Raw genomic sequence first — 21,555 nt, forward strand, 5'->3', positions numbered from 1 at the left:
GACAATGCCAACGCATCGGCTGACAATGCCAACGCATCGGCTGACAATGCCAATGTGTCCCCTTGGATTAAAAACGCTACGATTTTACGCAAAGTTGTACTAAGCTACCCTGCTTGATGCATGTAATCAAGCAAAATGTATAAACTTGGATACAAGGTAAAATTTTGTTAAATAATTACCACAACTCGCTATGCCAATTAAAGTTGGAGATACCGCTCCTAATTTCACTTTACCTGCTCAAAACGGCTCAACAATTAGCCTCCAAGATTTTCGCGGCAAAAATGTTGTCCTATATTTTTACCCCAAGGACGACACACCAGGATGTACGGCTGAATCCTGCGCCTTTCGCGATCAGTATGAAGTGTTTAAAAGTGCTGGCGCTGAAGTTGTCGGCGTGAGTGCTGACTCCATCGAATCTCACCAACGATTTGCTACGAAATACAATCTACCTTTTACGCTGTTAACTGACAAAGGCGACCAAGTACGGAAGCTATATGGCGCAACAGCAGCCTTTGGCTTATTCCCTGGTCGTGTTACTTACGTTATTGACCAACAAGGAGTTGTGCAATACGTCTTTGATTCAATGTTTAACTTTAAAGGTCACGTTGAGGAAGCGCTGAAAACTTTGCAACAGATTGCGGCTAAGTAGGAGTAAGGAGTGAGGAGTAAGGAGTGAGGAGTTATTTCTCGCATATCTCCCTCATCTTCCTTATCTCCCTACTCCCTACTCTTTATTTACTCGAATGCGATTTTTCTGGCATGACAATATTAGCGTGGGTTGCCTTACCATTCTTGCCGTTACTATGGCCGTTAACATTGCGGGGATGGATCACACCATAACCACCGTGGTTGCGTTCGTAAATTACATTAATCTCTCCAGTTTCAGAATTGCGGAACATATAAAAGTCATGTCCTACGAGTTGCAGTTGTTCTAGGGCTTCTGCAAGAGTCATCGGCGGCATAGAGAAATATTTGGTGCGAACGACTTCATTGGGTAATTCGGGGGTGCGATCGCCAATTAAATCTGTAACTACCGATTCTACAACTACTTCTTCTGGTTGGGACTGAGTTTTCTGGTCTTGACGCCGTTCTTTGTATTTCCGCAGTTGACGGGCAATTTTATCTGCAACTAAGTCAATGCTGGCATAGAGGTTTTCGCTGCTTTCCTCTGCACGGATAACGCTACCGTTAGCATAAATAGTTACTTCAGCCGCTTGTCTTGTATTAATTCGAGGATTACGGGCTACGCTAAGATGCACATCTACTTCATTTGTAAGGCTCTGAAAGTGACTAACTGCTTTTTCAATCTTTTGATGTACATATTCCCGAATCGCATCGGTGATTTCAATATTTTTGCCGTGGATGACAAGCTTCATGTAAACTCTCCCACTGAATATTTAATGTGTGAATTTGCTTTGTATGAAAAGAAATTGCGGTAAGGTCTATTACTCCCGCCAAAACAAATTGTGAACTCTTTTTATGTACTGCTGGTAAGCTTTTCTAAACTTACTGCATCTAGGCTTTTGCTCATTATATCTTGATTTTCCTCCTCATCTCTGCGCTGATATCCAATTGGATATCCACCTAGAACTTTTTGGTGAGGAAATTTGAGCAGTAGCTCCTGTAACTGTCTTCTGTGTTAAAACAACGCTTACAGAACTGTTGATAGTTGCTCCTTCTATGTTGGGTTGAAGTTTGCTTGCTGTTGTTCAATAATACAAGTTTTTATGGAAATTGATTCTGTTTGAAATGCAAACTATTGTTATGAGAGTCATCAGCCAGTACATTCATTTTTATCGTCTTGGCATGATGCTTATTGCAGAAAATTCCTCCTAAAAACCTATTGATTGAGGTTATATATTCAAGCTAGCACTTTGTATTTTCTAACGCATGTTCCCTTGACTTTCCTTTAAAATCCTTTGCAAATCTTGACATTCTTTGACTCAAATTCTGTAATTTGAAATATATTTTGCCCTTAATGCAGTTGATTTTTGGCATAATCCATAGTATGAGAACACACAAAAACCGTTGTTTGTTGTATAATCAAGGATTAATGCCTTACTTAGAAGCTCATGGATGGCAGCGATCGCTCCTGACTGAGCGTATCCATAATCCCAGTCTAGACGACGTGTTAATTTTGCTAGAACATCCACCCGTTTACACTCTGGGACAAGGAAGCAACTTAGATTTTCTCAAATTTGATATTGACAAAGGTCAACATGATGTGCATCGAGTTGAACGGGGCGGCGAGGTTACTTACCATTGTCCCGGTCAATTGGTGGGGTATCCAATTTTAAATCTGCAACGTTATCGTAAAGACCTTCATTGGTATTTACGCGAACTCGAAGAAGTCATAATTCGCATATTGGCAGTTTATGGGTTGCAGGGAGAAAGAATTCCGGCTTTTACTGGCGTTTGGTTACAAGGGCGAAAAGTTGCAGCTATTGGTATTAAAGTTAGCCGTTGGATTACCATGCACGGCTTTGCATTAAATGTTTGTCCAGACATGACAGGCTTCGAGCGCATTGTACCCTGCGGTATTTCTGATAAACCTGTAGGCAGTTTAGCCGAATGGATTCCAGGTATCACCTGCGAAGAAGTGCGTTTTTATGTAGCACAGTCCTTTGCTGAAGTCTTTGGTGTGGAATTAGTCGAGTCGCAGCCTCAAGGATTTTTCCGGTCTGAGTAAATTTAGCTTGTAATTATGTAATAAATACTATAGCAGTCCTATTTAAATTGTGAGACACTGATGAGGGTAACCCATATTTAATAGTATGAAAATAACTATTTAGTTAAGGTTGTCAAAGCTAAAATCTGATTATTTACAAATTTCTATACTAAATTTTTACGGCACTCAAGCACAACTTTGCGCGTGAATTACTCAAATAATCTCCAGGTATATCCCCCATCGTTAACGTCTCTAAGAGAACGTGATTGGACAGCTTTGATAGAACTATTTGATAGAGATGACGTTGATGAAATTGAAGCCGACATCCACAGTAGTTTGTTTTGGCTGATACCTGAACCTTGTTGGGAAGATGATCCCTTTGAGTTCTTGCGTGAGTATCTTTAATGAGTTATGAGTTATGAGTTATGAGTTATGAAAAAACCTTTAATTTACAACTCCTCACTCCTAACTCCTAACTATCTAACGTTGAGGCGACTAAGGAAAAGACGTAGGCGATCGCTTTGCGGATTGGTCAGCAGTTCATAGGCTGGGCCTTGTTCTGTCACAATACCATTGTCTAAAAATATCACCTGATGAGCTACTTCTTTGGCAAATTGCATTTCATGGGTGACAACTACCATTGTCATCCCTTCAGATGCCAATTGTTGCATCACTTGCAAAACTTCGCCGACTAGTTCAGGATCTAAGGCGCTGGTGGGTTCGTCAAATAACATGATTTGGGGATTCATGCATAAACTACGAGCGATCGCTACTCGTTGCTTTTGTCCGCCAGAAAGTTGTTCAGGATAAGCAGAGGCTTTTTCAGATAAGCCAACTTTTTCGAGATATAATCTCGCTAGTTGGGCGCTTTCTTTGGGTGTTTTACCTAAGACTTTACACGGTGCGAGTGTCATATTTTCTAAGACGCTGAGATGGGGAAACAGGTTAAACTGTTGAAAAACCATACCTACTTGTGTTCGTAGTTGCCGCACTTGGCTATAGTTGAGAGTGGGTCGGGATAAGTTAATTCCGTTGATTATTAAACGCCCTTTGTCAATGGTTTCTAGGCGGTTGAAGCAGCGTAGTAGGGTACTTTTACCACAGCCAGAGGAACCGATAACTGCAACGACTTCTCCCCGGTTGATTTCGCCTGTGATTCCTTTGAGGACTTTGAGGGAACCAAAGTTTTTTTCGATATTGTCAAAAATAATGGCAGGGATGGTATTGTTCATTACTTATGTCAAACTACTCTACAGTTGATTGTAAGGTTTTAAGGTAGACGTGCAGCAGTCCTAAAAAACGCCTCAGAATTAATTCTGAGGCTAATAGCTAAAGTCTTTTAAAGAAGACTAAGTAAGGGTTTTAGTCTACTTCCAGTAGACTTAAGCTAAAAGCCTGTGAAATTTATTTCTTGGCGGGAAATTGAACAGTTGCAAGATATAACTTGAACGAACCGCCAAGACGCTAAGGGCGCAGAGAGGGAGAGAAAACAATATGGCTAAATTTGATTTTAGGCGTTGGCTGGGCTGGTGTATGGTTGTAGGTTTTAGCTGTTTGTTACTGGCTGGCTGTGCTGTGAACTCTAGCGCGGGTAAAACTCTGCAAGTTGCTACTGATCCGACGTTTCCACCTTTTGAGTTTCAAAAACAAAGTGGTGAGTTACAAGGTTTTTCTATTGATGTGATGAATGCGATCGCGGTTGCTGCTAACTTTAAATTCAATTTTAAAAGTCTGCCTTTTGATGGCATTATCTCAGCTTTAGGAGCCAAAACTGTAGATGCGGCAATTAGTTCCATTACGATTACAGAGGAGAGGGCGAAGACTATTTCTTTTTCCCGTCCTTATTTTAAGTCTGGGTTAGCGATCGCAATTCGTGCAGACAATCAAGATATTACTGGTTTTGACAGTCTCAAAAATAAAAAAATTGCTGTACAAATTGGTACAACTGGGGCTGGAAAGGCTAAAAGTATTCCTGGGGCGCAAATTCGCAGCTTTGATTCTGCGCCCATAGCCTTGCAAGAATTGCTCAATGGCAATGTGGATGCAGTAATTAATGATGCACCTATGACTGTATATGCCATTAATACGGGCAATCTTCAGGGAATTAAAATAGTACAAAAATTGCTGACGGAGGAGTTTTATGGAATTGCTACACCTAAAAACTCACCGAATTTGGCATTGATAAATGATGGCTTGGATAGGGTGCTGAAAAATGGCACTTATTCTCAAATTTACCAGAAATGGTTTAAAGTTGAACCGCCATCACTACCAGCTAAATCACTATTTGAGGATCAAACTAACACTAACGCGCCTAAAATATTTACCTCATTTGGCGTGATTTTGCAAGCTTTTCCAACTTTATTACAAGGTGTGTTGGTAACGTTGCAATTGACGATATTTTCTGTAGTGTTTGGTTTAATTGGGGGTTCTCTGATTGGTATTGTCCGGCTTTCTCATATTGCACCTGTGCGTTGGGTGGCGAGGGCGTATGTAGATTTTTTCCGGGGAACGCCTTTGTTGGTGCAAATTTTTATGATTTACTTTGGATTACCTGCAATTTTGCAAGAAATTGGTTTTACATTTAGTTTTGATCGCCTAACTGCTGGGGTAATTGCTTTAAGTTTAAATAGCGCCGCATACATTGCCGAAGTTGTTCGTGCGGGTATTCAATCAATTGAACCAGGACAAGCAGAAGCGGCACAGTCATTAGGTTTGAGTTCTGTACAAACAATGAGTTATGTAATTTTTCCCCAGGCTTTTCGACGGATGATTCCACCTTTAGGTAATGAATTTATTAGTTTGTTGAAAGATACAAGCTTAGTTGCAGTAATTGGTTTTGAAGAATTGTTTCGCAAAGGACAGTTAATTGTCGCCAATAACTATCGCGCTTTTGAAATTTACGCGGCTGTGGCGTTGGTTTATTTATGTTTGACGTTACTTTCTTCACAAGCATTTAGTCGGTTAGAAGTGTGGATGAATCCGGTGAAACGGCACAGTAAGTACGATGCTTAATAATCTTTGAGTGATGTTATAATTTCTCTATTTCACATAGTCGTAAAAACCTAACCTCATGAGGCTTTACTCGTTCCCATGCTGAATATTTTCTACTGCGAAATAATCTGCGATCGCTTGTAAATCAGCAGAAGCAAGGAGCGAGATAATATACCGATTTATTCTTAAGTCTCTTTTGCTTCAACTGTGTTAAAAGCTGATTCACAAAAGTTTCACCATCAATTCCTTCTCGCCTTTGGGAGCATCCCAATTTTGCCAAAAGACACAGAAGTAATACAAAAACCCTGTAGAAACCTCTTTTCTTTGCGTTCTTCTCTAACGAGACGCTGCGCGAATGCGTCCTATCCTGCGGGAAGCCCTCCGGGTGACGCTTCTAACGTCGCTAACGCTGCGCTAACAGCAGTCGCTCATGGGGGAAAACCCCAAGACCGCGCTGCTTCACCGCTTTGCGTCTATGTGGTTCGTTATTTTATTACTGTTAAATTAGTAAAACTTAGATTATTTGTTCTTGTTCTGGGCTGAACGTAATACTCATAACGATTCCATTTTTTGGCTTTTTCTATGATAGAGCCGTGATAAGTAAGATTCCTGATGTATTAAGTTGGGTTGACGCTTGAAATAATCTTGCTGAAAAACGGGAAGACTATGGTTACTCTCTAAAGGGGAAATTTCCATGAAAGTCCTCAACAGCAAAATGCTCAAAAAATCTCTGCTTAACTGTTTGATTTTGCCTTTTTCTCTAGTGCCCTGGCTATGTGTGGGAACGCTTTTTGATTCTCAAGCCAATGCTTTACCAGGGCAAAGTACAGAGGAAGTGGGCACTTGGATTAAAGCACATCCCACACTCCGCCCCAGGAGTGGGGAGCAATTATTTGTGCAAAAGACTGATACAGCTGCTCAACGATTCACTTTTCAAGCGTCGGTATTGCCTCCCGGTAGGGTAGAGTTTACCAAAGATCGTGGCACAATTCGGACTGAGCGCATTGCCATGTATGATGCTATTAACGGCATGACATTTACGCGGCTCCAGGAATCTTTGCGGGTGATTTATGGCTTAGAGATTTATCAAGATTACGATCGCGCCCAAGTCGTGTACGAGTATCCCAACGAACAGGTAGTTAACTCGGCGCGTCTTGCCAAAACTCCAATTCGGGAAGCTTTAAAGGGAGAATTACGAGTAGGCGATCGCTATGTATACTGGGTGGAAATTGCCCAACCCAAGACTGGCAAAGCTTTTACTGGTCAAATGACGATTTTGCTCAAAACTGACCTAGACAAGTTAGAAAGAGAACTGCAAATTCGGTAATGGACATTGGGCAGAAGTTCTTTAATTTTTAATTTTTAATTTTTAATTGATTTCTCCCTTGCCTCCCCTGCTCTCTCATCCCTTCTCGTTTAAAGATGACTAAATTGGTATTTTACAACTTCCCCAACCCTATAGGAGCAAGAGTTTGCCATGTACCCGAAAAGATACTTTCAGATGCTAAGGAAATTCGTAGTAAATCTTCCTTTAGTAGTGGCGGCCAATCAACCCCGACTTTACGCCCTGCGGCAAACAGCTGTTGCGCCTTAATGCTTAACTGAAAAAGGGTCAAAGCCAGCTCTCGGTCTAGGCTCTTTGCATCTTTGAGGGTTTCAAACACCACTTTCAATGCCAACAAAATCGAGGTGATCTGACCGGGTACCGGTGGTTTCCCCTGTTTCATACGCGTCAACAGCGCATTTGGGTTTTCCTCGGTTGTGATTGTCTGATCTATGAGGAGTTTCCGAGCTGTTTCGTAATTCATGTAGCCAGTTTAGCGTACATTTTGCTTCAGCAGGAATACCTAATTAAAAAGCCAGTTTGATGGCTTTTGGTTATTTATAGCAATCTCTTATGATTTGTGAAAAGATAAACTTGGGGAAAATGATGGGGGATTTGCGATGCTCTATACTTTTGCAGATACACTGAATATAATATCTTTGAAAAATACGTACCGCTTAGAATCACAAGCAAAATGATATCACCAAATTTACTAGAAATTGAGCGCTCCGTCCGTGCTTTGTCTGTGGAAGAACAACTTTGGCTGCTAGAAAGTATTGCTCGACAAATCCGAGAAAGTGAGTATACAAAAGATAAATTCCCTGATGCCAAACATTCGGAAGAACAACTGGAAGTGCTGGTTAATGAGGCAAAGATCCCAATAGAAATTGCTGCTATAACTGATGAGTTTGCAATTTCAGAAATTCTCTAATGTAGAAAAGTAAAAATTATGAGTTTGTCAGATTTAAAAAGTTAAATATACAGTTTTTATGGATTTTCTCGTTCCTCTCGTTCCCAATATCTGACTGGGAATGCTTGATGGGAAGGCTGCCGCCTTAAGACTTGCGGCAGAGGCCAGAAGCTGGAAATGAGGTTTTAAAAGAATTTTAGCTGAAGTTGACACCAATAAGCATTGCTGTGTTCCATGCAATTGAGAACCGCTATATTAGCATTTTCGGTATTGTACTTCGTGTTTAAATTCATCTTGGTTAGACTCAACATTTTGAAAAACAGTCGAGCGTACAAATCCCAAATTGTGCAATAAAGCAATAGAACGATGATTTTGGAGATCAACGTAAGCACAAAAATCCAGATTTTGGTATGTCTCAACTAAATAATTAATCATACACGTCACCGCTTCGCGTGCATAACCTTTTCCCCATGAATGAGGAAAAAACACATACGCAATGATTGCACTCTTTTTTACAGTAATTGTTGTTTGAACATATCCAACGTAGCATTTCTCTACAAAAGACCAGACAGCCCAATTCAACCAAATCTCCGTTCCATCTGGTGATTGACGACGCACCAACACCATGTAGCGATCGCGAAGCGATGCAACGCTTTGTGGCGGCACATCTTCGATAAAGTCGTATATCCTAGCACTTTGTAATCCATCAAAAAGCAGTTCGGCATGATCCGGTTCTAGTGGTTCTAAACAGAGTCGCTGAGAGTAAATTTTCATTTTGATCTAACCCTACACTAACAAGCCACACCAAATACCTTTGATTAACTCATCTTCAATATGAACTTGTAGAGCCAAAAGCTATATGTCAAGGACTTATTTGAGTTCTCGATTTATTGTCAAATTTTTGACTTGAAAAAACTTTATAAATATAGTACTTTTCACAACTGATTTAGGATTGCCATAGTTGCTAATCAATAAATACCATAGATAATTTCTGTATTTAGTATACTACGGCGGAAATAGAGCAACCCTTTAAAATCCCTAGAGAGCTTATTCCATAATACTTTTGATTTTTTATTTTTGGCTTTTTACTTCCGCCTTGCGGTGCTAGCCTTTTAGATTGACTTTTATTTCATTTATCTTTACGATTCAACCTCATTATGGTATGTCAGTAGGGTAAATACGCTCCTATAATGTTGATAATTAATAAGCAATAGGGACGATCTCGCAAAACCACTTATCAAGGGTGCTCATTACATTGTTTGAAGTTATGTAGCCTTTTGATTACGGCCTATCAACCACTGCGGTAAACTATGCGTTGATTATGATTCTTTCGCAGAGAAGAACACCTCGAAAGGAGCGGTTTTTTCAATGTCTCATACTGTAAAAATCTACGATACCTGCATTGGTTGCACCCAATGCGTCCGCGCTTGCCCTACTGATGTACTAGAGATGGTTCCTTGGGATGGCTGTAAAGCTGCTCAAATTGCCTCTTCACCCCGTACAGAAGACTGCGTGGGCTGTAAGCGCTGCGAAACCGCTTGTCCCACCGACTTTTTGAGCATCCGGGTTTACCTGGGCGCTGAAACAACTCGCAGTATGGGTCTGGCTTACTAAAAAGCTCAGTGCTAAGTCACCGAACTTCTGATCGCAATGCAGGTCTACTGCCTAACCGTTCTTCCAGAAGGGTTGCCTTGTGTCTCAAGGACACAAGGAAAAGGCGCAAGCCTTTGCTTTGCTCAGAGTTCTCCCTGAGTTCTGAGTCTTGAGTCCAGAGGCAAAAGAAGTAAATCAAAAAAACAATTTCTTGATTCTTCACTCAGCACGGGCTACGCCCCGCTACGCCCCGCTACGCTAACGGAACTCAGAACTCAGAACTCAGTGTTCAAAACTTTAAAAGTTTCTTAATAGCAAGCATCTTTAAAAATACCTAGTGGCAGAGGGAGTAATTTACTCCCTTTTTTATTTGCAAAAAGTCTACTTTGTGCTACCCACTATACTGGATCTAATTATCCTGAAAAAGAAGCGGTGTGAACAATGTGCGGAATCGTTGGATATATAGGCACTCAAGCGGCGACAGACATTTTACTGGCTGGACTGGAAAAACTAGAGTATAGGGGTTACGATTCTGCTGGAATCGCTACTGTTTGGGAAGGTGAGGTTAATTGTGTGCGGGCAAAGGGCAAACTGCATAACCTGCGTTCTAAACTAGAACAAATAGAAACCCCTGCCCAAATTGGTATTGGTCACACTCGCTGGGCAACTCATGGTAAACCAGAAGAGTATAATGCCCATCCTCACATGGATACGGCAAAGCGAGTGGCGGTGGTGCAAAATGGTATTATCGAAAATTACCGCGAGTTACGCGAGGAACTCAAAGGAAAAGGACACCAGTTTCTTTCTGAAACCGATACAGAAGTAATTCCCCATCTTATAGCCGAATTTTTAAAGAATCTTCCCCCCTCATCTTCCTTATCCCCCTTCTTAGAAGGAATTCGCCAAGCAGTTAACCGCTTGCACGGGGCATTTGCGATCGCAGTTATTTCTGCTGACTACCCCGATGAATTGATTGTTGTCCGCCAACAAGCGCCTTTAGTAATTGGTTTTGGGCAAGGGGAGTTCTTTTGTGCCTCTGACACGCCTGCGATCGTTTCTTACACCCGTGCGGTGCTACCTTTGGAAAATGGCGAAATTGCCCGCCTCACACCTTTGGGCGTTGAGATTTACAATTTTGCTGGCGACAGGCTGAAAAAACAACCCCGGCTACTCAATTTCAATCCTGCAATGGTAGAAAAGCAGGGATTCAAACACTTCATGCTCAAAGAAATCCATGAGCAACCAGGAGTAGTAAGAGCTAGTTTAGACGCTTACTTTAATCCAGGCGAATCTACCGAATCGCCAATCAATCTTGGTTTACCTGCGGATTTATACAACGATTTAGAACAAATTCAGATCCTCGCTTGTGGTACTAGTTGGCACGCAGCATTAATCGGAAAATATTTACTCGAACAACTAGCAGGAATTTCAACTCAGGTACATTATGCTTCTGAGTATCGTTATGCACCATCACCATTGACATCTAACACGTTGATCATCGGTGTTACCCAATCAGGTGAAACCGCCGATACCCTAGCAGCTTTGACAATGGAAAAAGAACGTCGCCAAGGGAAAGAACCTAAATATCAAGCGCGACTACTGGGCATTACTAATCGCCCCGAAAGCAGCCTTGGTCATCTAGTGCCGCATGTCATCAGTACCTTAGCGGGAATTGAAATTGGGGTAGCAGCCACGAAAACTTTTACCGCCCAACTGATGGCGTTTTATGCATTGGCATTGGATTTAGCTGCTCGTCGTCAGACTGTTTCAAAAGATATATTAGATCAAATTATTAATGGGTTGCGGCAGATTCCCAAAGAAATTGAGGCAACATTGGAAAGTCAGGAACGTTTAACCGAACAGCTAGCCCACGAATTTGCCGAAACCAAAGATTTCATTTTTGTGGGAAGAGGAATTAACTTTCCCATTGCTTTAGAAGGGGCGTTGAAACTAAAAGAAATCAGCTATATTCATGCCGAAGGGTATCCGGCTGGAGAGATGAAACACGGGCCCATCGCTCTATTAGATGCGAAAGTACCAGTAGTTGCGATCGCAATCCCTGGTAGTGTTTACGAAAAAGTTATTTCTAATGCTCAAGAAGCCAAAGCTAGAGATTCTCGGTTAATTGGCGTGACTCCCGTCAACGATGGCGAAGCTGCCGAAATCTTTAACGATATTCTTCCCGTCTCTCATGTGGAAGAATTACTTTCTCCGATTCTGACAGTAGTTCCTTTGCAATTATTGGCTTATCATATTGCCGCCCGTCGCGGTTTGGATGTCGATCAGCCTCGTAACCTTGCTAAAAGTGTCACTGTAGAATAGTATATTTTTATACTTATATTAAAGTATAATGGCTTCTGAAGAAGTTCTATGGCTTGCAGAAGCCATTTTTATGGCAATAATTATAAGTATAATATATTTATTAATACTTAAGTAAGTATTCGCTGGATTTGCAGTAAAGGGTAAAATTATCCGAATGTGATCGCAAAAATCAGAATGTATATTTGGCTTTAAAAACGCTCTTAACACTGACAAATGACATTAATTTGCTAATCCATAGTAATTTTGCCTTTAAAGGTTTGGTTTGGCTTCGCACTCAGTACCAGCGTTACTTAGTTAATAAAGGACTGTTGCAAATCTTTCCTGGTGGAAAGTTTAAGTTTGATGAGTATGCTTTTTCAAAGCTTATATTTGATTTTTATGGTCAAGAATCCTTAGAAGTTAAAACAACTGGGTATTCAGGGAAAAGCCTTTATTACCAAAAATGCTGATGGTAGCCCAAAACGTAGAAGTATCAAAATCAAACGCTTTACAGTTGTGGGTTTTGGGTTAGAAATCATTAATCTCAGCGATGAAGATTCGCTAACATTGCTGAGATATCGCATTGGAGGAAAGCGCAAGATGGGCTGTGGCGTTTTTGTGGCTGTGAAGATAAAGGGAAACGCAAGTTAAAGCTGGTTTTGACTACTACCCAATAAAAGTTTGAGAGTATTTCCCAGAAATAAATAAGATGTCCATAGTAGCTAGTGTTGTCAACCCCAAAATCCAGTTAAATCTGGGCGACCCAAGCATAACTTGGATACATCGTGCTGGCTATAGCAGGGCTGTGGATGGCTTTGACTGGGAAGCGATCGCAATTGGATTAATATTGCACCAAGTAAAAGTGCGATGCCTACGGCGGGCTGCGCCTACGCATTCCAAATATAAAGTTGAATCAACAGCTTGAGTTTGCCATCTTCCATCTCAACGATGCGATCCCCATTGAGTCTTATAGTAAATACTTCCAAACCCTTACAAGACTAACTATTGAGGAATTGTACAACTTTTTTATTTATCAATATGACGAATTTTTAGAAAATTCTACAACTTTATTTTTATAAGTTGCGTGAATACCAACGGGAATATAGAGGTTACAAACTGCAAAATTGTACAACTTTTTTATACTTCTACAGATTTTAGTAATTTTAGATAAATTGTACAACTTTATTTTTGGAGATGAGTATTAACGTTAACGCTAATATAATGGTTATAGCGCTTAAAATTGTACAACTTTTTTAGTTGTTTACAGAAGATTACCAGCCCAATAGATAACCACCAGAAAACCTCTATAATCGACAAATTATCGAGGTTTATGGCCACAGTAGCTCTCTCTAGGGTGGGCTTGGGTTTATTTAATGACTCTAGATCGAATTAGACCAATTAGGAGGCTTCCTCCAACCTGACTGCTGGTGAGTGGCTGTGGTTTAACCGCAAAGTACAGTTATGTTCTGTGAACTGTTAATTTTGCGATTAATTTATGTCCTGCTTGGAGTCGTGCTGTTGCGGCTGTAGCGGATAAATTGGATTTTCTGGAGAAGCTACTGCTGCTTTAGGAATTTCAATTACCGGGTTATTTAGCCCCACCATCAACGGGGAAGGTGGAATTATCGACGCTGAAGATGTTTGTATCGGTTCTGTTTGTGGTCGTTGTGCCAGTTGCGGCACTCTCGAACCAATAGGTACTAAACCAGATACTGCACCGATTACACAAGCTGCAACGGCTGCACCTCCCGCCATCCAGTTTAAACGGGAACGGCGGCGCAAACGTGTCAATACTTGCCCAACTGTTACTTCTGGTGACTCTTGGGCTGTGGGCACTGGGAGAGTCCGCAAACCTTGCCGCAGCTTTAAAAGTCGAGCATACAAGCATTGAACTGAGGCATCATTTGCCAGCCATTCTTCTACTTGCTTGCGTTCAGTCGCTGTGACTTCACCATCGAGATAAGCACTCAATAACTCGAAGCGATCGCGCTTCACCATATCCATAAGACCCGTTGATTCATTGGTATGCTTGGCCATTCCATCTGACAAATCTTGAGGAAGTTGCAAAGGAGAACGGTCGTAAAACTGAGAATCAGTAGTCATCTTAACATTATTACCAATTCATACACGGGTAAACTAGGCGGGAGATTCGGATAAATTAGCCAATTTTCCTCCTCAGGACAGAAGCGATCTACGTCTTTGGTGTAATTCTTAATCAATCCTTAAATTCTGCCATTGGGCAGAGGCAAGATACTGTAAATTAGGAGTCTAGATAATTCTGCAAGTGAGTTTGCAGCCTCGATCTAGCTCTGGCTATTCTTGACTTGACAGTTCCTAAGGAAACTCCAGTGATTTCGGCAATTTCTTCATAAGCCATGCCTTCGATTTCTCTCAGGACAATGGTAGTACGAAACACCTCTGGCAAATCCGCGATCGCTTCTCGCAGTTGCTCGTAAAATTCTCTAGTTGTCAGTTCTTCTTCAGGACCGGGAGTATCACCAGCGATTTCCCAATCCATCTCGCCGTCCTCTAACGAACGCGGAGCATCCAGTGACAAAGGACTCATAACCCGCTTGCGTTTCCGCAACTCGTCGTAAAACAAGTTGGTGGCAATACGGCTTAACCAGCCCCGAAATTTGGCAGGTTCTTGTAATCGGTTAATATTCCGATACACTCGAATCCAAACTTCTTGAGCTAAATCGGCTCTGTCAGCCCAATCTGGAGCCAGGTGATATAGAACTCTATCAACTTGACTTTGATAGCGGCGTAATAGTTCTGCAAACGCAACACGATCTGGTCGCAGTCCCGCTTGACAGCGCAAAATTAAATCGTGGTTAGGGAGTTTGTCAACTTGCACTGATGCTTCTGGATATTTTGCATCAAGCGTTGACCAGGATACAGAGATCGACTGACTCATAGATCGTACTGGCTCTAAATCATCCCTATCTATTAGACCTGCTAATGGGACAGAAGTTCCATGCTAAGGTGACGGATTTATGACTGGAACACTGAGGTAGACAATTTTAGATACATTTATAGCAATAAGAGGGCCACTTTTTCCTTATACTGCTGGCATAGTTAGCCAAGACCCATTAACTAATAAAAGCGCGGGAATATGCACATTTTAGTACTTTTCGCAACTGGGTATATACGCTTGATAAAGATAATTAAATCTGGTTATAAGGATGAAGATAAAACTTTTGTAATTCTAACTTCTTAATACCTTTAAAGTTCAGGTATTAATTTCTGGGAGTTGGATTGCTGTGGTGACTATAATGGTGATTTATTTTTTTGATTTTATTACCAGAATAGCTGTTGATTGTTCTAGTAGTGACCCGTAGGTAGCACCATTATGTTGCTCTGGTACGCGAACTTGAAAAAGGAAATTTAGGGAAAATGTAATTGTGACTGCTAAGAATAGTTTTTCAAACATGGTTTTTCTTCCACCGACACCACTAAGAATTGATTACTACATTTCAAAAGTTGCACCAGAAAGTCTAAGTATTGGCTTACAACCCCCAGAACTTTGGAGGAATGAGGTTGGTAACTTGGAGTTTTGCTGCTGGAACAATTTGCATAGTCTTAGTTTGCCCAGAGGTGTTGGCAGATTTATAACAGAAATGATAAGTATTGATAAATTTTTGATGATCGGATGATGAACTCATCCAATTACTCGGCTGGATATGTCAGGGATAAATAATAGGCGATGGCAATGGTAAGAAATGAATCTGTAGGGCGGATGGTAATGTTGCTCTGTTTTGGCACAGCATTTTTATCTTTAGCTGTCCATTGGCGCATTACTACGGCAGAACGGCAGTCTGATAAGTCTGCATCTACTGCAATGCGGCGAGATTCTACCCTAACCAATCTTAAGGGAAGCCGCCCAGAAGGAGTCTATAAGAATCTTTCCCAAGTTAGTTTAGGGGAAATTGCACTGGGTGCATCTGTGCCAGTTAATGAAGCCACCCAAGGTACAACTGCCCAGAGGGTGTTTACACCAAAGTCCTCTGCTATTAAGCCTCAAACTAAGTCCAAAGTAATTAAAAAAAAGAATGTAGCGAAAGCAACGAAGTCGAAAATAATTAAGAAGAATGTAGCGAAAGCGACTAATGTAGGCGCAATTGTCCCTCAAACTCAGCCCCAAATCATTAAAAAGGATGTAGCTAAAGAAACCGAACTACCAACTAATACGCGGCTGGTGGCACAAGCAGAAAGACAAAATCCAGTTACAGATAGTTGGCCAAAAAGTATATGGTCTCAGGCTTCAGCCCAACAAGTACCATCTAACAGGCTGGCAGATGCTAAGACGCAAGTAGTAGTTGATTTAAGCGATCGCCGGACTTATGTATACGCAGGAGATGAGGTGATAGCCAGCTACCCAATTGCTGTAGGTAAGAAAGGTTGGGAAACGCCCACAGGTTCTTTCCAGGTGATTCACATGCGACACTATCCAGTTTGGCGTCACCCGATTACAGGCAAAGTATTTGAGGCTGGTACGGATAGTCCCTTGGGAGACAGATGGATTGGTTTTTGGTCAGATGGACGGAATGAAATAGGCTTTCATGGCACGCCGGATATTGACCTGGTGGGAACGGCTGTATCCCACGGCTGCTTAAGAATGCGTAATTCTGATGTTCGATTATTGTATGAGCAAGTGAGTTTAGGAACAACAGTGTTAGTACGTGAATAATTATAAAGTCATTAGTCATTAGTCCTTTGTCGTTTGTTTAAAACAAATGACCAATGACTAATGACTCTTAAAATTATAATTTTTGCTCAAAGTTAGGTGCGTATGTTTGGAGTAAAGCACTAATTTGGCGTTGAACCTCATTTTGAGTGTTTTTACCCAAGGCTTGCCGTTCTGGGAAGAAATTGGGTCGATCGAGGTAACGGTTAATCGCCTCATTTATTTGTTGGGAAATTAAGTCTTGCAGTTGTGCCTGAGCCGTTTGGCGCTGGAAGTTAGCACCTTCTTCTGTAGTAGCATATAAAGGTGGTAGCCTGTTGAGGGCGTAAGCAGCAATATCGCCGACACCTAGAGAACTTTCGCTGGTGGCTTCAATTTCTGCGACTCGGGCGATCGCTTCCGTCAGTACCAATTCTTCCATAACGTTAATAAATTGTTTGCGAGGTACCGCCACTACCTCACCAGTCAATAGCGCTTCCATCAGCTGATCCAGTGTTAGTACGTGATTAATTAATTAAGAGTCGTTGTCATTTGGCTTGTAATCTGGCTTGTAATCTGGCTTGTCATCTTGCTCAAAGTTAGGTGCGTATGTTTGGAGTAAAGCACTAATTTGGCGTTGAACCTCATTTTGAGTGTTTTTACCCAAGGCTTGCCGTTCTGGGAAGAAATTGGGTCGATCGAGGTAACGGTTAATCGCCTCATTTATTTGTTGGGAAATTAAGTCTTGCAGTTGTGCCTGAGCCGTTTGGCGCTGGAAGTTAGCACCTTCTTCTGTAGTAGCATATAAAGGTGGTAGCCTGTTGAGGGCGTAAGCAGCAATATCGCCGACACCTAGAGAACTTTCGCTGGTGGCTTCAATTTCTGCGACTCGGGCGATCGCTTCCGTCAGTACCAATTCTTCCATAACGTTAATAAATTGTTTGCGAGGTACCGCCACTACCTCACCAGTCAATAGCGCTCCCATCAGCCGATCCAGCGCCATATACTCTTCAATTGAGAGTTCCGAAGCGTTGTCACATATTCTACCGACTTCTGCTTCCATTGCTGGTGTCAAATAACCATCCTGGAGAGCTTGTTCTACAATTCTTTCGATGCTCATAATGCTTATCATCATTTATGTTAGCAAAGCTTGGTAGGGACGGTATTAACCCAATTTCTTTTGCCTAATTCTCAGCAAAAAAAACACAAATTATGCACAGACGTGATCAATTCCGCCTCTACTAATTAACGACCTTAGTTCGCCAAGGTGTTGGATCAACAGATTGTCCGTTGACATACAGACCCCAGTGCAAATGTGGCCCCGTAGCAGCACCTGTTGAACCTACTGCACCAATTAGTTGACCAGCTTTCACAAAATCACCTTCTTTAACGTTAATACGACTCAGGTGCATGAAAATACTGGTTACTCCTTGACCGTGATCAATGCCAACTACGTTACCGTGTATCCGAAATCCTTGGGATACCCTACCTACCAAAGCAACTCGCCCAGAGGCTGGGGCAATTACCGGTGATCCGGTAGCACCAGCGTAGTCAAGACCACGATGATAGTAGTCTTTTGCAAATGTACCATTATAGTAGCGACGTACACCATAGTTTGTACTCATCCGCCCTGCATTTGGCTTCAGAAATACTCCATTCCAATACTTTTCTGGTGTTTTTAGTGCCTTGAAAGCTGCCACACGCTTAAGTTCATACTCTGTAGCATCCACTCCGGCTTTGCCAGGTGGCAAAGTAATGCGTTGTACGGGGAATTTGCGATTAAGCACATTCACTGCCAAGTTTTGTACTTGACCATCTCCTGTAACCCGAAGTGTTCTAGTTCCAGCTTTTTCTAGTGGAGTTGTGGGAACAAAAGCCCGATACTGATTGGGGGCAATTTCAAAGGACGGGTATATATTCTTACCACTAGCTACTGTTGGATTTGTACTATTATCGGCATTATCTCGATTAATCTCTACCGAGATTGTATCCCCTAATTTAGGATTAGTTGGAGTAATTTTGACTTGTAAAGCATCTACAGGCAATGCCAAGGTTAAAGGGAGAACAGCAAATATTCCCTTTAACACATTTATTGCTTTGACATTAAAACCGAGCAACTTCTTGTTTAAACTACTAGCGCTATTCTCAATAATCATAGAGCTACAAAAATCCCTTGCTTGTGTTGCAAAATAGACTAGCTTATTTCTACTAGTGTTTCCTGTTTGAAGTAGATGTTGTTGAAAACCATAAATATTGCGAAATCCATAAGTCACTGATGGATAAGACAAAGGTAGGAGGTAAGAGACAAGGGAGAATGATTTGTAACTGTAATTTAGTGAATTGGTATTAACTTTAATAACCAAGGTGTATTAGATTGGCAATAATCTTAAAATTTAACTAGATTTATGTCAAAGACGCTCTCGTGGCCTGCTATAGGTATAATTTATTAGGCAACAAATGAAACCTGTTAGCGTTTAACTATTAGATAATAATACTTGAATAAATTCTTAGAATCAACTGGACACTTGTCCAACTGGACACTCATACTACACTGTTAGGTTAAAGTTGGTGTAGTTAAATTACCAAACCAGGTAAAGCAAGAGCAAGGGGAAAGCGTCAAAAATAACCCCAAAAGATTTAGGCAAAGCTAGATTTGGTAAGCTGTTGAGCATTTAATTTGCACAAGTAGGGTGGGCAACATGCCCACCCTATCATAGATTTTATTGATGGATGGTATAAATTATTTCTAGGATTTTCAGTTTATCTGATCTTAATCCTCGTTTATACACTCGTAACAGATATTACTAATGTTGATATAGCAATCCGATTTGATTCCTGAATTACTCGTAGAGACTCAATACTTGGGACTGGGGACTGGGAAGAAGGAATAAAGGTGTACTGAGTTTTTTTCACGCAATCAAATATGAGTCCTATATGGCGGTTCTCGGTTGAATAGGTACAGAACCCCTCCCCCAACCTCTAGAGCAAGCGAGGAGCTTGCTCTGATGTACCTAATGTGATTAGGAAACGCTACTATATAGAGTGTCGAGTGTAATATAACAGTGATTTTACTTAAAATTTTCTGATTCCGAGTTGAAAAGCTAGAGTAATAAAGGCTTATCAACTCTAAGCTGATAGTTTTACTTTTGGCTTGAGTTTGCCATCTTCCATGTGAACTATGCGATCGGCAATATCTAGGATGCGGTTGTCATGAGTAACCATCAAAATGGTACAGCCTTGTTCTTTTGCCAGTTTTTGCATGAGATTGACTACATCTCGTCCCGATTGACTGTCAAGGGCGGCTGTGGGTTCATCGGCTAGGATTATTTGAGGATGACTAACTAATGCACGAGCGATCGCTACTCGTTGTTTTTGTCCTCCAGACAGTTTATCAGGATAGTAATGCAAATGATTTCCTAATCCTACGTGTTCTAGCATTTGTGCCGACCTAGCTAGCATCTTTTTTAAGCCAAGATATTTATGCAATTCCAAAGCCATTTTGACGTTTTGGAGTGCTGTTAAACTACCATGCAAGTTATGTGATTGGAAAATATAACCGTTACGGCGTCGCGCCTGCACTAGTTGTTCAGTAGTAGAGCCACAAAGTTCTCGTCCCAATACCCGCAAATTACCAGATTGGGTAGAACGTAATCCACCTACTAAGGTCAGCAAGGTAGTCTTTCCAGAACCAGAGGGCCCAGTCATAATAATAATTTCACCGGCGTTAATCTCCAAGTTGATGTTAGATAAAACTTGCTTACGGAGTGAGCCTTGACCAAAATGATGGTCGAGATTCTGGATGGAGATGATGAATTGACTAGTCATAAATAGATCGATTACTCGTGATGATCGTCATTTGTCCTTTGCAAATGACAAATGACCAATGACCAATGACAAATTTAAAACATATCAGCAGGATCGGTGGCTTGGAGTTTGCGGGTTGCGATCGCACCGGAAATTGCACACATAATGATAGTCAGCACTAATACCTGCAATGCTCGAATCGCAGTCATGTACATGGGTAAGTTTGTGGCGCTGCGAGTCAGTTGGTAAAGTGCTAAGGACACTCCTAATCCGGGGAAGAAGCCCAGTGCTGCCAATATCAACGATTCTTCAAGTACCACACCTAGCAGGTAGTAATTGCGATATCCCATTGCTTTGAAGGTGGCGTATTCCCGAACGTGGGCATTAACATCGGTGGAAAGGACTTGATAGACGATAATCACGCCCACCACAAAGCCCATTGATACACCCAGGCTGAAGATAAAGCCAATTGGAGAATTTGTTCTCCAGAAGTTGTTCTCAAATTCAATAAATTCGGCGTGGGTTAAGACTCTGACATCATCTCTTAGGTAGGCTTTCAATGTTGCTGCTACCTTTTTCTGGTCATAGCCTGGTTTTACCTTAATCAAACCTAAACTGACACTGCTGGACTGTCGCCCAGAAAATAGCCGTAAAAAGTTTTGATCGCTGGTAATCAAATTGCCATCAGAACCAAAGGAAGCCCCGACTTGAAATAAGCCACTAATGGTAATTGTGCGCCGTTCTATTTCAGTGGTTAAGGTTTTACCTTGGTCAATTTGAGCGATCGCTTTTTGATAATCTCCTCTAGCACCACGATCGAACAAGACAGCACCTGGCAGCTTGATTGTCTGCAATTGCTGGTTAACATCGGGTAAGTTAAAGGCTGGCTTATCTGGATTAAACCCAATAACTAACACCCCCGTCTCACGGTGTGTTTGGGGATTTTTCCAGATTGTGTTGCTGAAATACATTGGTTCTGCTGACTTCACGCCTGGTATATCCATTGCTTGGTAAAGTCGCCGCCGAGAAAATGTAGACAAGCTTGGCAAGTTACGGGCTTGAGGACTGGTTAAAACAATGTCTGCTTGCAAACTGCGATGCAGTCTAGTGTTACTGTCATAGAGCGCGGTCTGAAAGCCCAGTTGCATGAACATGAGAAGATCCGCAAAGGCAATCCCTGACAATGCCACTAAAAGACGGCTTTTTTCATGATTCAGTTGCAGCCATCCAAGAGGGGTTCGCCGTCGCAGTTGTTTAATCAATCCCATCATAAGAAGTGGAGGGCAGGGGGCAGGGGG

At 41.6% G+C, this 21,555-nt stretch carries 21 protein-coding genes and 1 pseudogene; 11 read left to right on the forward strand and 11 right to left on the reverse strand.

All coding sequences use genetic code 11. The features are described from left to right. The first annotated feature begins 190 nt into the window (after nt 1–190). Complete coding sequence (locus ACFE90_RS20840; RefSeq protein WP_375503861.1) at nt 191–649, forward strand: peroxiredoxin; 459 nt, start codon at nt 191–193, stop codon at nt 647–649. Between the two features lie 82 nt (nt 650–731). Here the strand turns inward: ACFE90_RS20840 and hpf are convergent, their stop codons facing one another. After that, nucleotides 732–1,376 carry a ribosome hibernation-promoting factor, HPF/YfiA family gene (gene hpf, locus ACFE90_RS20845; RefSeq protein WP_375503863.1) on the reverse strand — a complete coding sequence of 215 codons (645 nt, stop codon included), beginning with the start codon at nt 1,374–1,376 and terminating at the stop codon, nt 732–734. 632 nt (nt 1,377–2,008) lie between these two features. Between hpf and lipB the strand changes: the two genes are divergently transcribed. Then, the gene (gene lipB / locus ACFE90_RS20850) at nt 2,009–2,689 is read left to right on the forward strand and encodes a lipoyl(octanoyl) transferase LipB (protein ID WP_375503865.1); all 681 of its coding nucleotides are present in this window, start codon (nt 2,009–2,011) and stop codon (nt 2,687–2,689) included. A gap of 183 nt (nt 2,690–2,872) precedes the next feature. Continuing rightward, the gene (locus tag ACFE90_RS20855) at nt 2,873–3,073 is read left to right on the forward strand and encodes a hypothetical protein (RefSeq protein ID WP_322650176.1); all 201 of its coding nucleotides are present in this window, start codon (nt 2,873–2,875) and stop codon (nt 3,071–3,073) included. Nucleotides 3,074–3,144: 71 nt separating this feature from the next. On the opposite strand, the gene ACFE90_RS20860 is transcribed toward ACFE90_RS20855, so the two are convergent. After that, nucleotides 3,145–3,900, reverse strand: a complete 756-nt coding sequence (locus tag ACFE90_RS20860; RefSeq protein ID WP_375503868.1) for an amino acid ABC transporter ATP-binding protein — start codon at nt 3,898–3,900, stop codon at nt 3,145–3,147. A 262-nt stretch (nt 3,901–4,162) separates the two neighbouring features. Between ACFE90_RS20860 and ACFE90_RS20865 the strand changes: the two genes are divergently transcribed. Then, on the forward strand, nt 4,163–5,680 hold the full coding sequence (locus ACFE90_RS20865) for an ABC transporter permease subunit (protein ID WP_375503870.1): 1,518 nt from the start codon (nt 4,163–4,165) through the stop codon (nt 5,678–5,680). 694 nt (nt 5,681–6,374) lie between these two features. Further along, entirely contained in the window at nt 6,375–6,986 is a 612-nt protein-coding gene (locus ACFE90_RS20870) for a hypothetical protein (protein WP_375503894.1), read from the forward strand. A gap of 112 nt (nt 6,987–7,098) precedes the next feature. Here the strand turns inward: ACFE90_RS20870 and ACFE90_RS20875 are convergent, their stop codons facing one another. Next, nucleotides 7,099–7,467: a Dethiobiotin synthetase gene (locus ACFE90_RS20875; protein WP_375503872.1), complete on the reverse strand. Its 369-nt coding sequence runs from the start codon at nt 7,465–7,467 to the stop codon at nt 7,099–7,101. A 210-nt stretch (nt 7,468–7,677) separates the two neighbouring features. On the opposite strand from ACFE90_RS20875, the gene ACFE90_RS20880 reads away from it, so the two are divergent. After that, nucleotides 7,678–7,914, forward strand: coding sequence for a hypothetical protein (locus ACFE90_RS20880; protein WP_375503874.1), 237 nt, complete (start codon nt 7,678–7,680; stop codon nt 7,912–7,914). Between the two features lie 234 nt (nt 7,915–8,148). On the opposite strand, the gene ACFE90_RS20885 is transcribed toward ACFE90_RS20880, so the two are convergent. Further along, nucleotides 8,149–8,667 (reverse strand): GNAT family N-acetyltransferase, encoded by a 519-nt coding sequence (locus ACFE90_RS20885; protein ID WP_375503876.1) that lies wholly within the window; start codon nt 8,665–8,667, stop codon nt 8,149–8,151. Nucleotides 8,668–9,261: 594 nt separating this feature from the next. Here ACFE90_RS20885 and psaC point away from each other — a divergent pair. The 4 genes from psaC to ACFE90_RS20905 all read left to right on the forward strand — a co-directional run bounded on the left by psaC (nt 9,262) and on the right by ACFE90_RS20905 (nt 12,712). Further along, the gene (gene psaC, locus ACFE90_RS20890) at nt 9,262–9,507 is read left to right on the forward strand and encodes a photosystem I iron-sulfur center protein PsaC (protein WP_012411495.1); all 246 of its coding nucleotides are present in this window, start codon (nt 9,262–9,264) and stop codon (nt 9,505–9,507) included. A 420-nt stretch (nt 9,508–9,927) separates the two neighbouring features. Continuing rightward, on the forward strand, nt 9,928–11,808 hold the full coding sequence (glmS, locus tag ACFE90_RS20895; RefSeq protein ID WP_375503878.1) for a glutamine--fructose-6-phosphate transaminase (isomerizing): 1,881 nt from the start codon (nt 9,928–9,930) through the stop codon (nt 11,806–11,808). A gap of 408 nt (nt 11,809–12,216) precedes the next feature. Beyond that, nucleotides 12,217–12,438, forward strand: a complete 222-nt coding sequence (locus ACFE90_RS20900) for a type I-MYXAN CRISPR-associated protein Cas6/Cmx6 (protein ID WP_375503896.1) — start codon at nt 12,217–12,219, stop codon at nt 12,436–12,438. Between the two features lie 58 nt (nt 12,439–12,496). After that, nucleotides 12,497–12,712 (forward strand): hypothetical protein, encoded by a 216-nt coding sequence (locus ACFE90_RS20905; RefSeq protein ID WP_375503880.1) that lies wholly within the window; start codon nt 12,497–12,499, stop codon nt 12,710–12,712. A 563-nt stretch (nt 12,713–13,275) separates the two neighbouring features. On the opposite strand, the gene ACFE90_RS20910 is transcribed toward ACFE90_RS20905, so the two are convergent. Next, nucleotides 13,276–13,890, reverse strand: coding sequence for an anti-sigma factor family protein (locus ACFE90_RS20910; protein ID WP_375503882.1), 615 nt, complete (start codon nt 13,888–13,890; stop codon nt 13,276–13,278). A gap of 157 nt (nt 13,891–14,047) precedes the next feature. Continuing rightward, nucleotides 14,048–14,704, reverse strand: a complete 657-nt coding sequence (locus tag ACFE90_RS20915) for a sigma-70 family RNA polymerase sigma factor (RefSeq protein WP_375503884.1) — start codon at nt 14,702–14,704, stop codon at nt 14,048–14,050. Between the two features lie 795 nt (nt 14,705–15,499). On the opposite strand from ACFE90_RS20915, the gene ACFE90_RS20920 reads away from it, so the two are divergent. Further along, nucleotides 15,500–16,477: a L,D-transpeptidase gene (locus ACFE90_RS20920; RefSeq protein WP_375503886.1), complete on the forward strand. Its 978-nt coding sequence runs from the start codon at nt 15,500–15,502 to the stop codon at nt 16,475–16,477. Between the two features lie 73 nt (nt 16,478–16,550). On the opposite strand, the pseudogene ACFE90_RS20925 reads toward ACFE90_RS20920, so the two are convergent. The 5 genes and pseudogenes from ACFE90_RS20925 to devC all read right to left on the reverse strand — a co-directional run. Continuing rightward, nucleotides 16,551–16,967: pseudogene (locus ACFE90_RS20925) on the reverse strand (late competence development ComFB family protein); the annotation flags it as partial. Between the two features lie 21 nt (nt 16,968–16,988). Then, nucleotides 16,989–17,573, reverse strand: coding sequence for a late competence development ComFB family protein (locus tag ACFE90_RS20930; protein ID WP_375503888.1), 585 nt, complete (start codon nt 17,571–17,573; stop codon nt 16,989–16,991). A 121-nt stretch (nt 17,574–17,694) separates the two neighbouring features. Further along, complete coding sequence (locus ACFE90_RS20935) at nt 17,695–18,609, reverse strand: M23 family metallopeptidase (protein WP_375503890.1); 915 nt, start codon at nt 18,607–18,609, stop codon at nt 17,695–17,697. A gap of 970 nt (nt 18,610–19,579) precedes the next feature. Further along, nucleotides 19,580–20,278, reverse strand: a complete 699-nt coding sequence (locus ACFE90_RS20940; RefSeq protein WP_375503892.1) for a DevA family ABC transporter ATP-binding protein — start codon at nt 20,276–20,278, stop codon at nt 19,580–19,582. Between the two features lie 74 nt (nt 20,279–20,352). Beyond that, entirely contained in the window at nt 20,353–21,525 is a 1,173-nt protein-coding gene (gene devC / locus ACFE90_RS20945) for an ABC transporter permease DevC (RefSeq protein WP_375503898.1), read from the reverse strand. Nucleotides 21,526–21,555 lie beyond the last annotated feature (30 nt).

This window comes from uncultured Nostoc sp., assembly GCF_964245445.1.
Lineage (GTDB): Bacteria > Cyanobacteriota > Cyanobacteriia > Cyanobacteriales > Nostocaceae > Nostoc.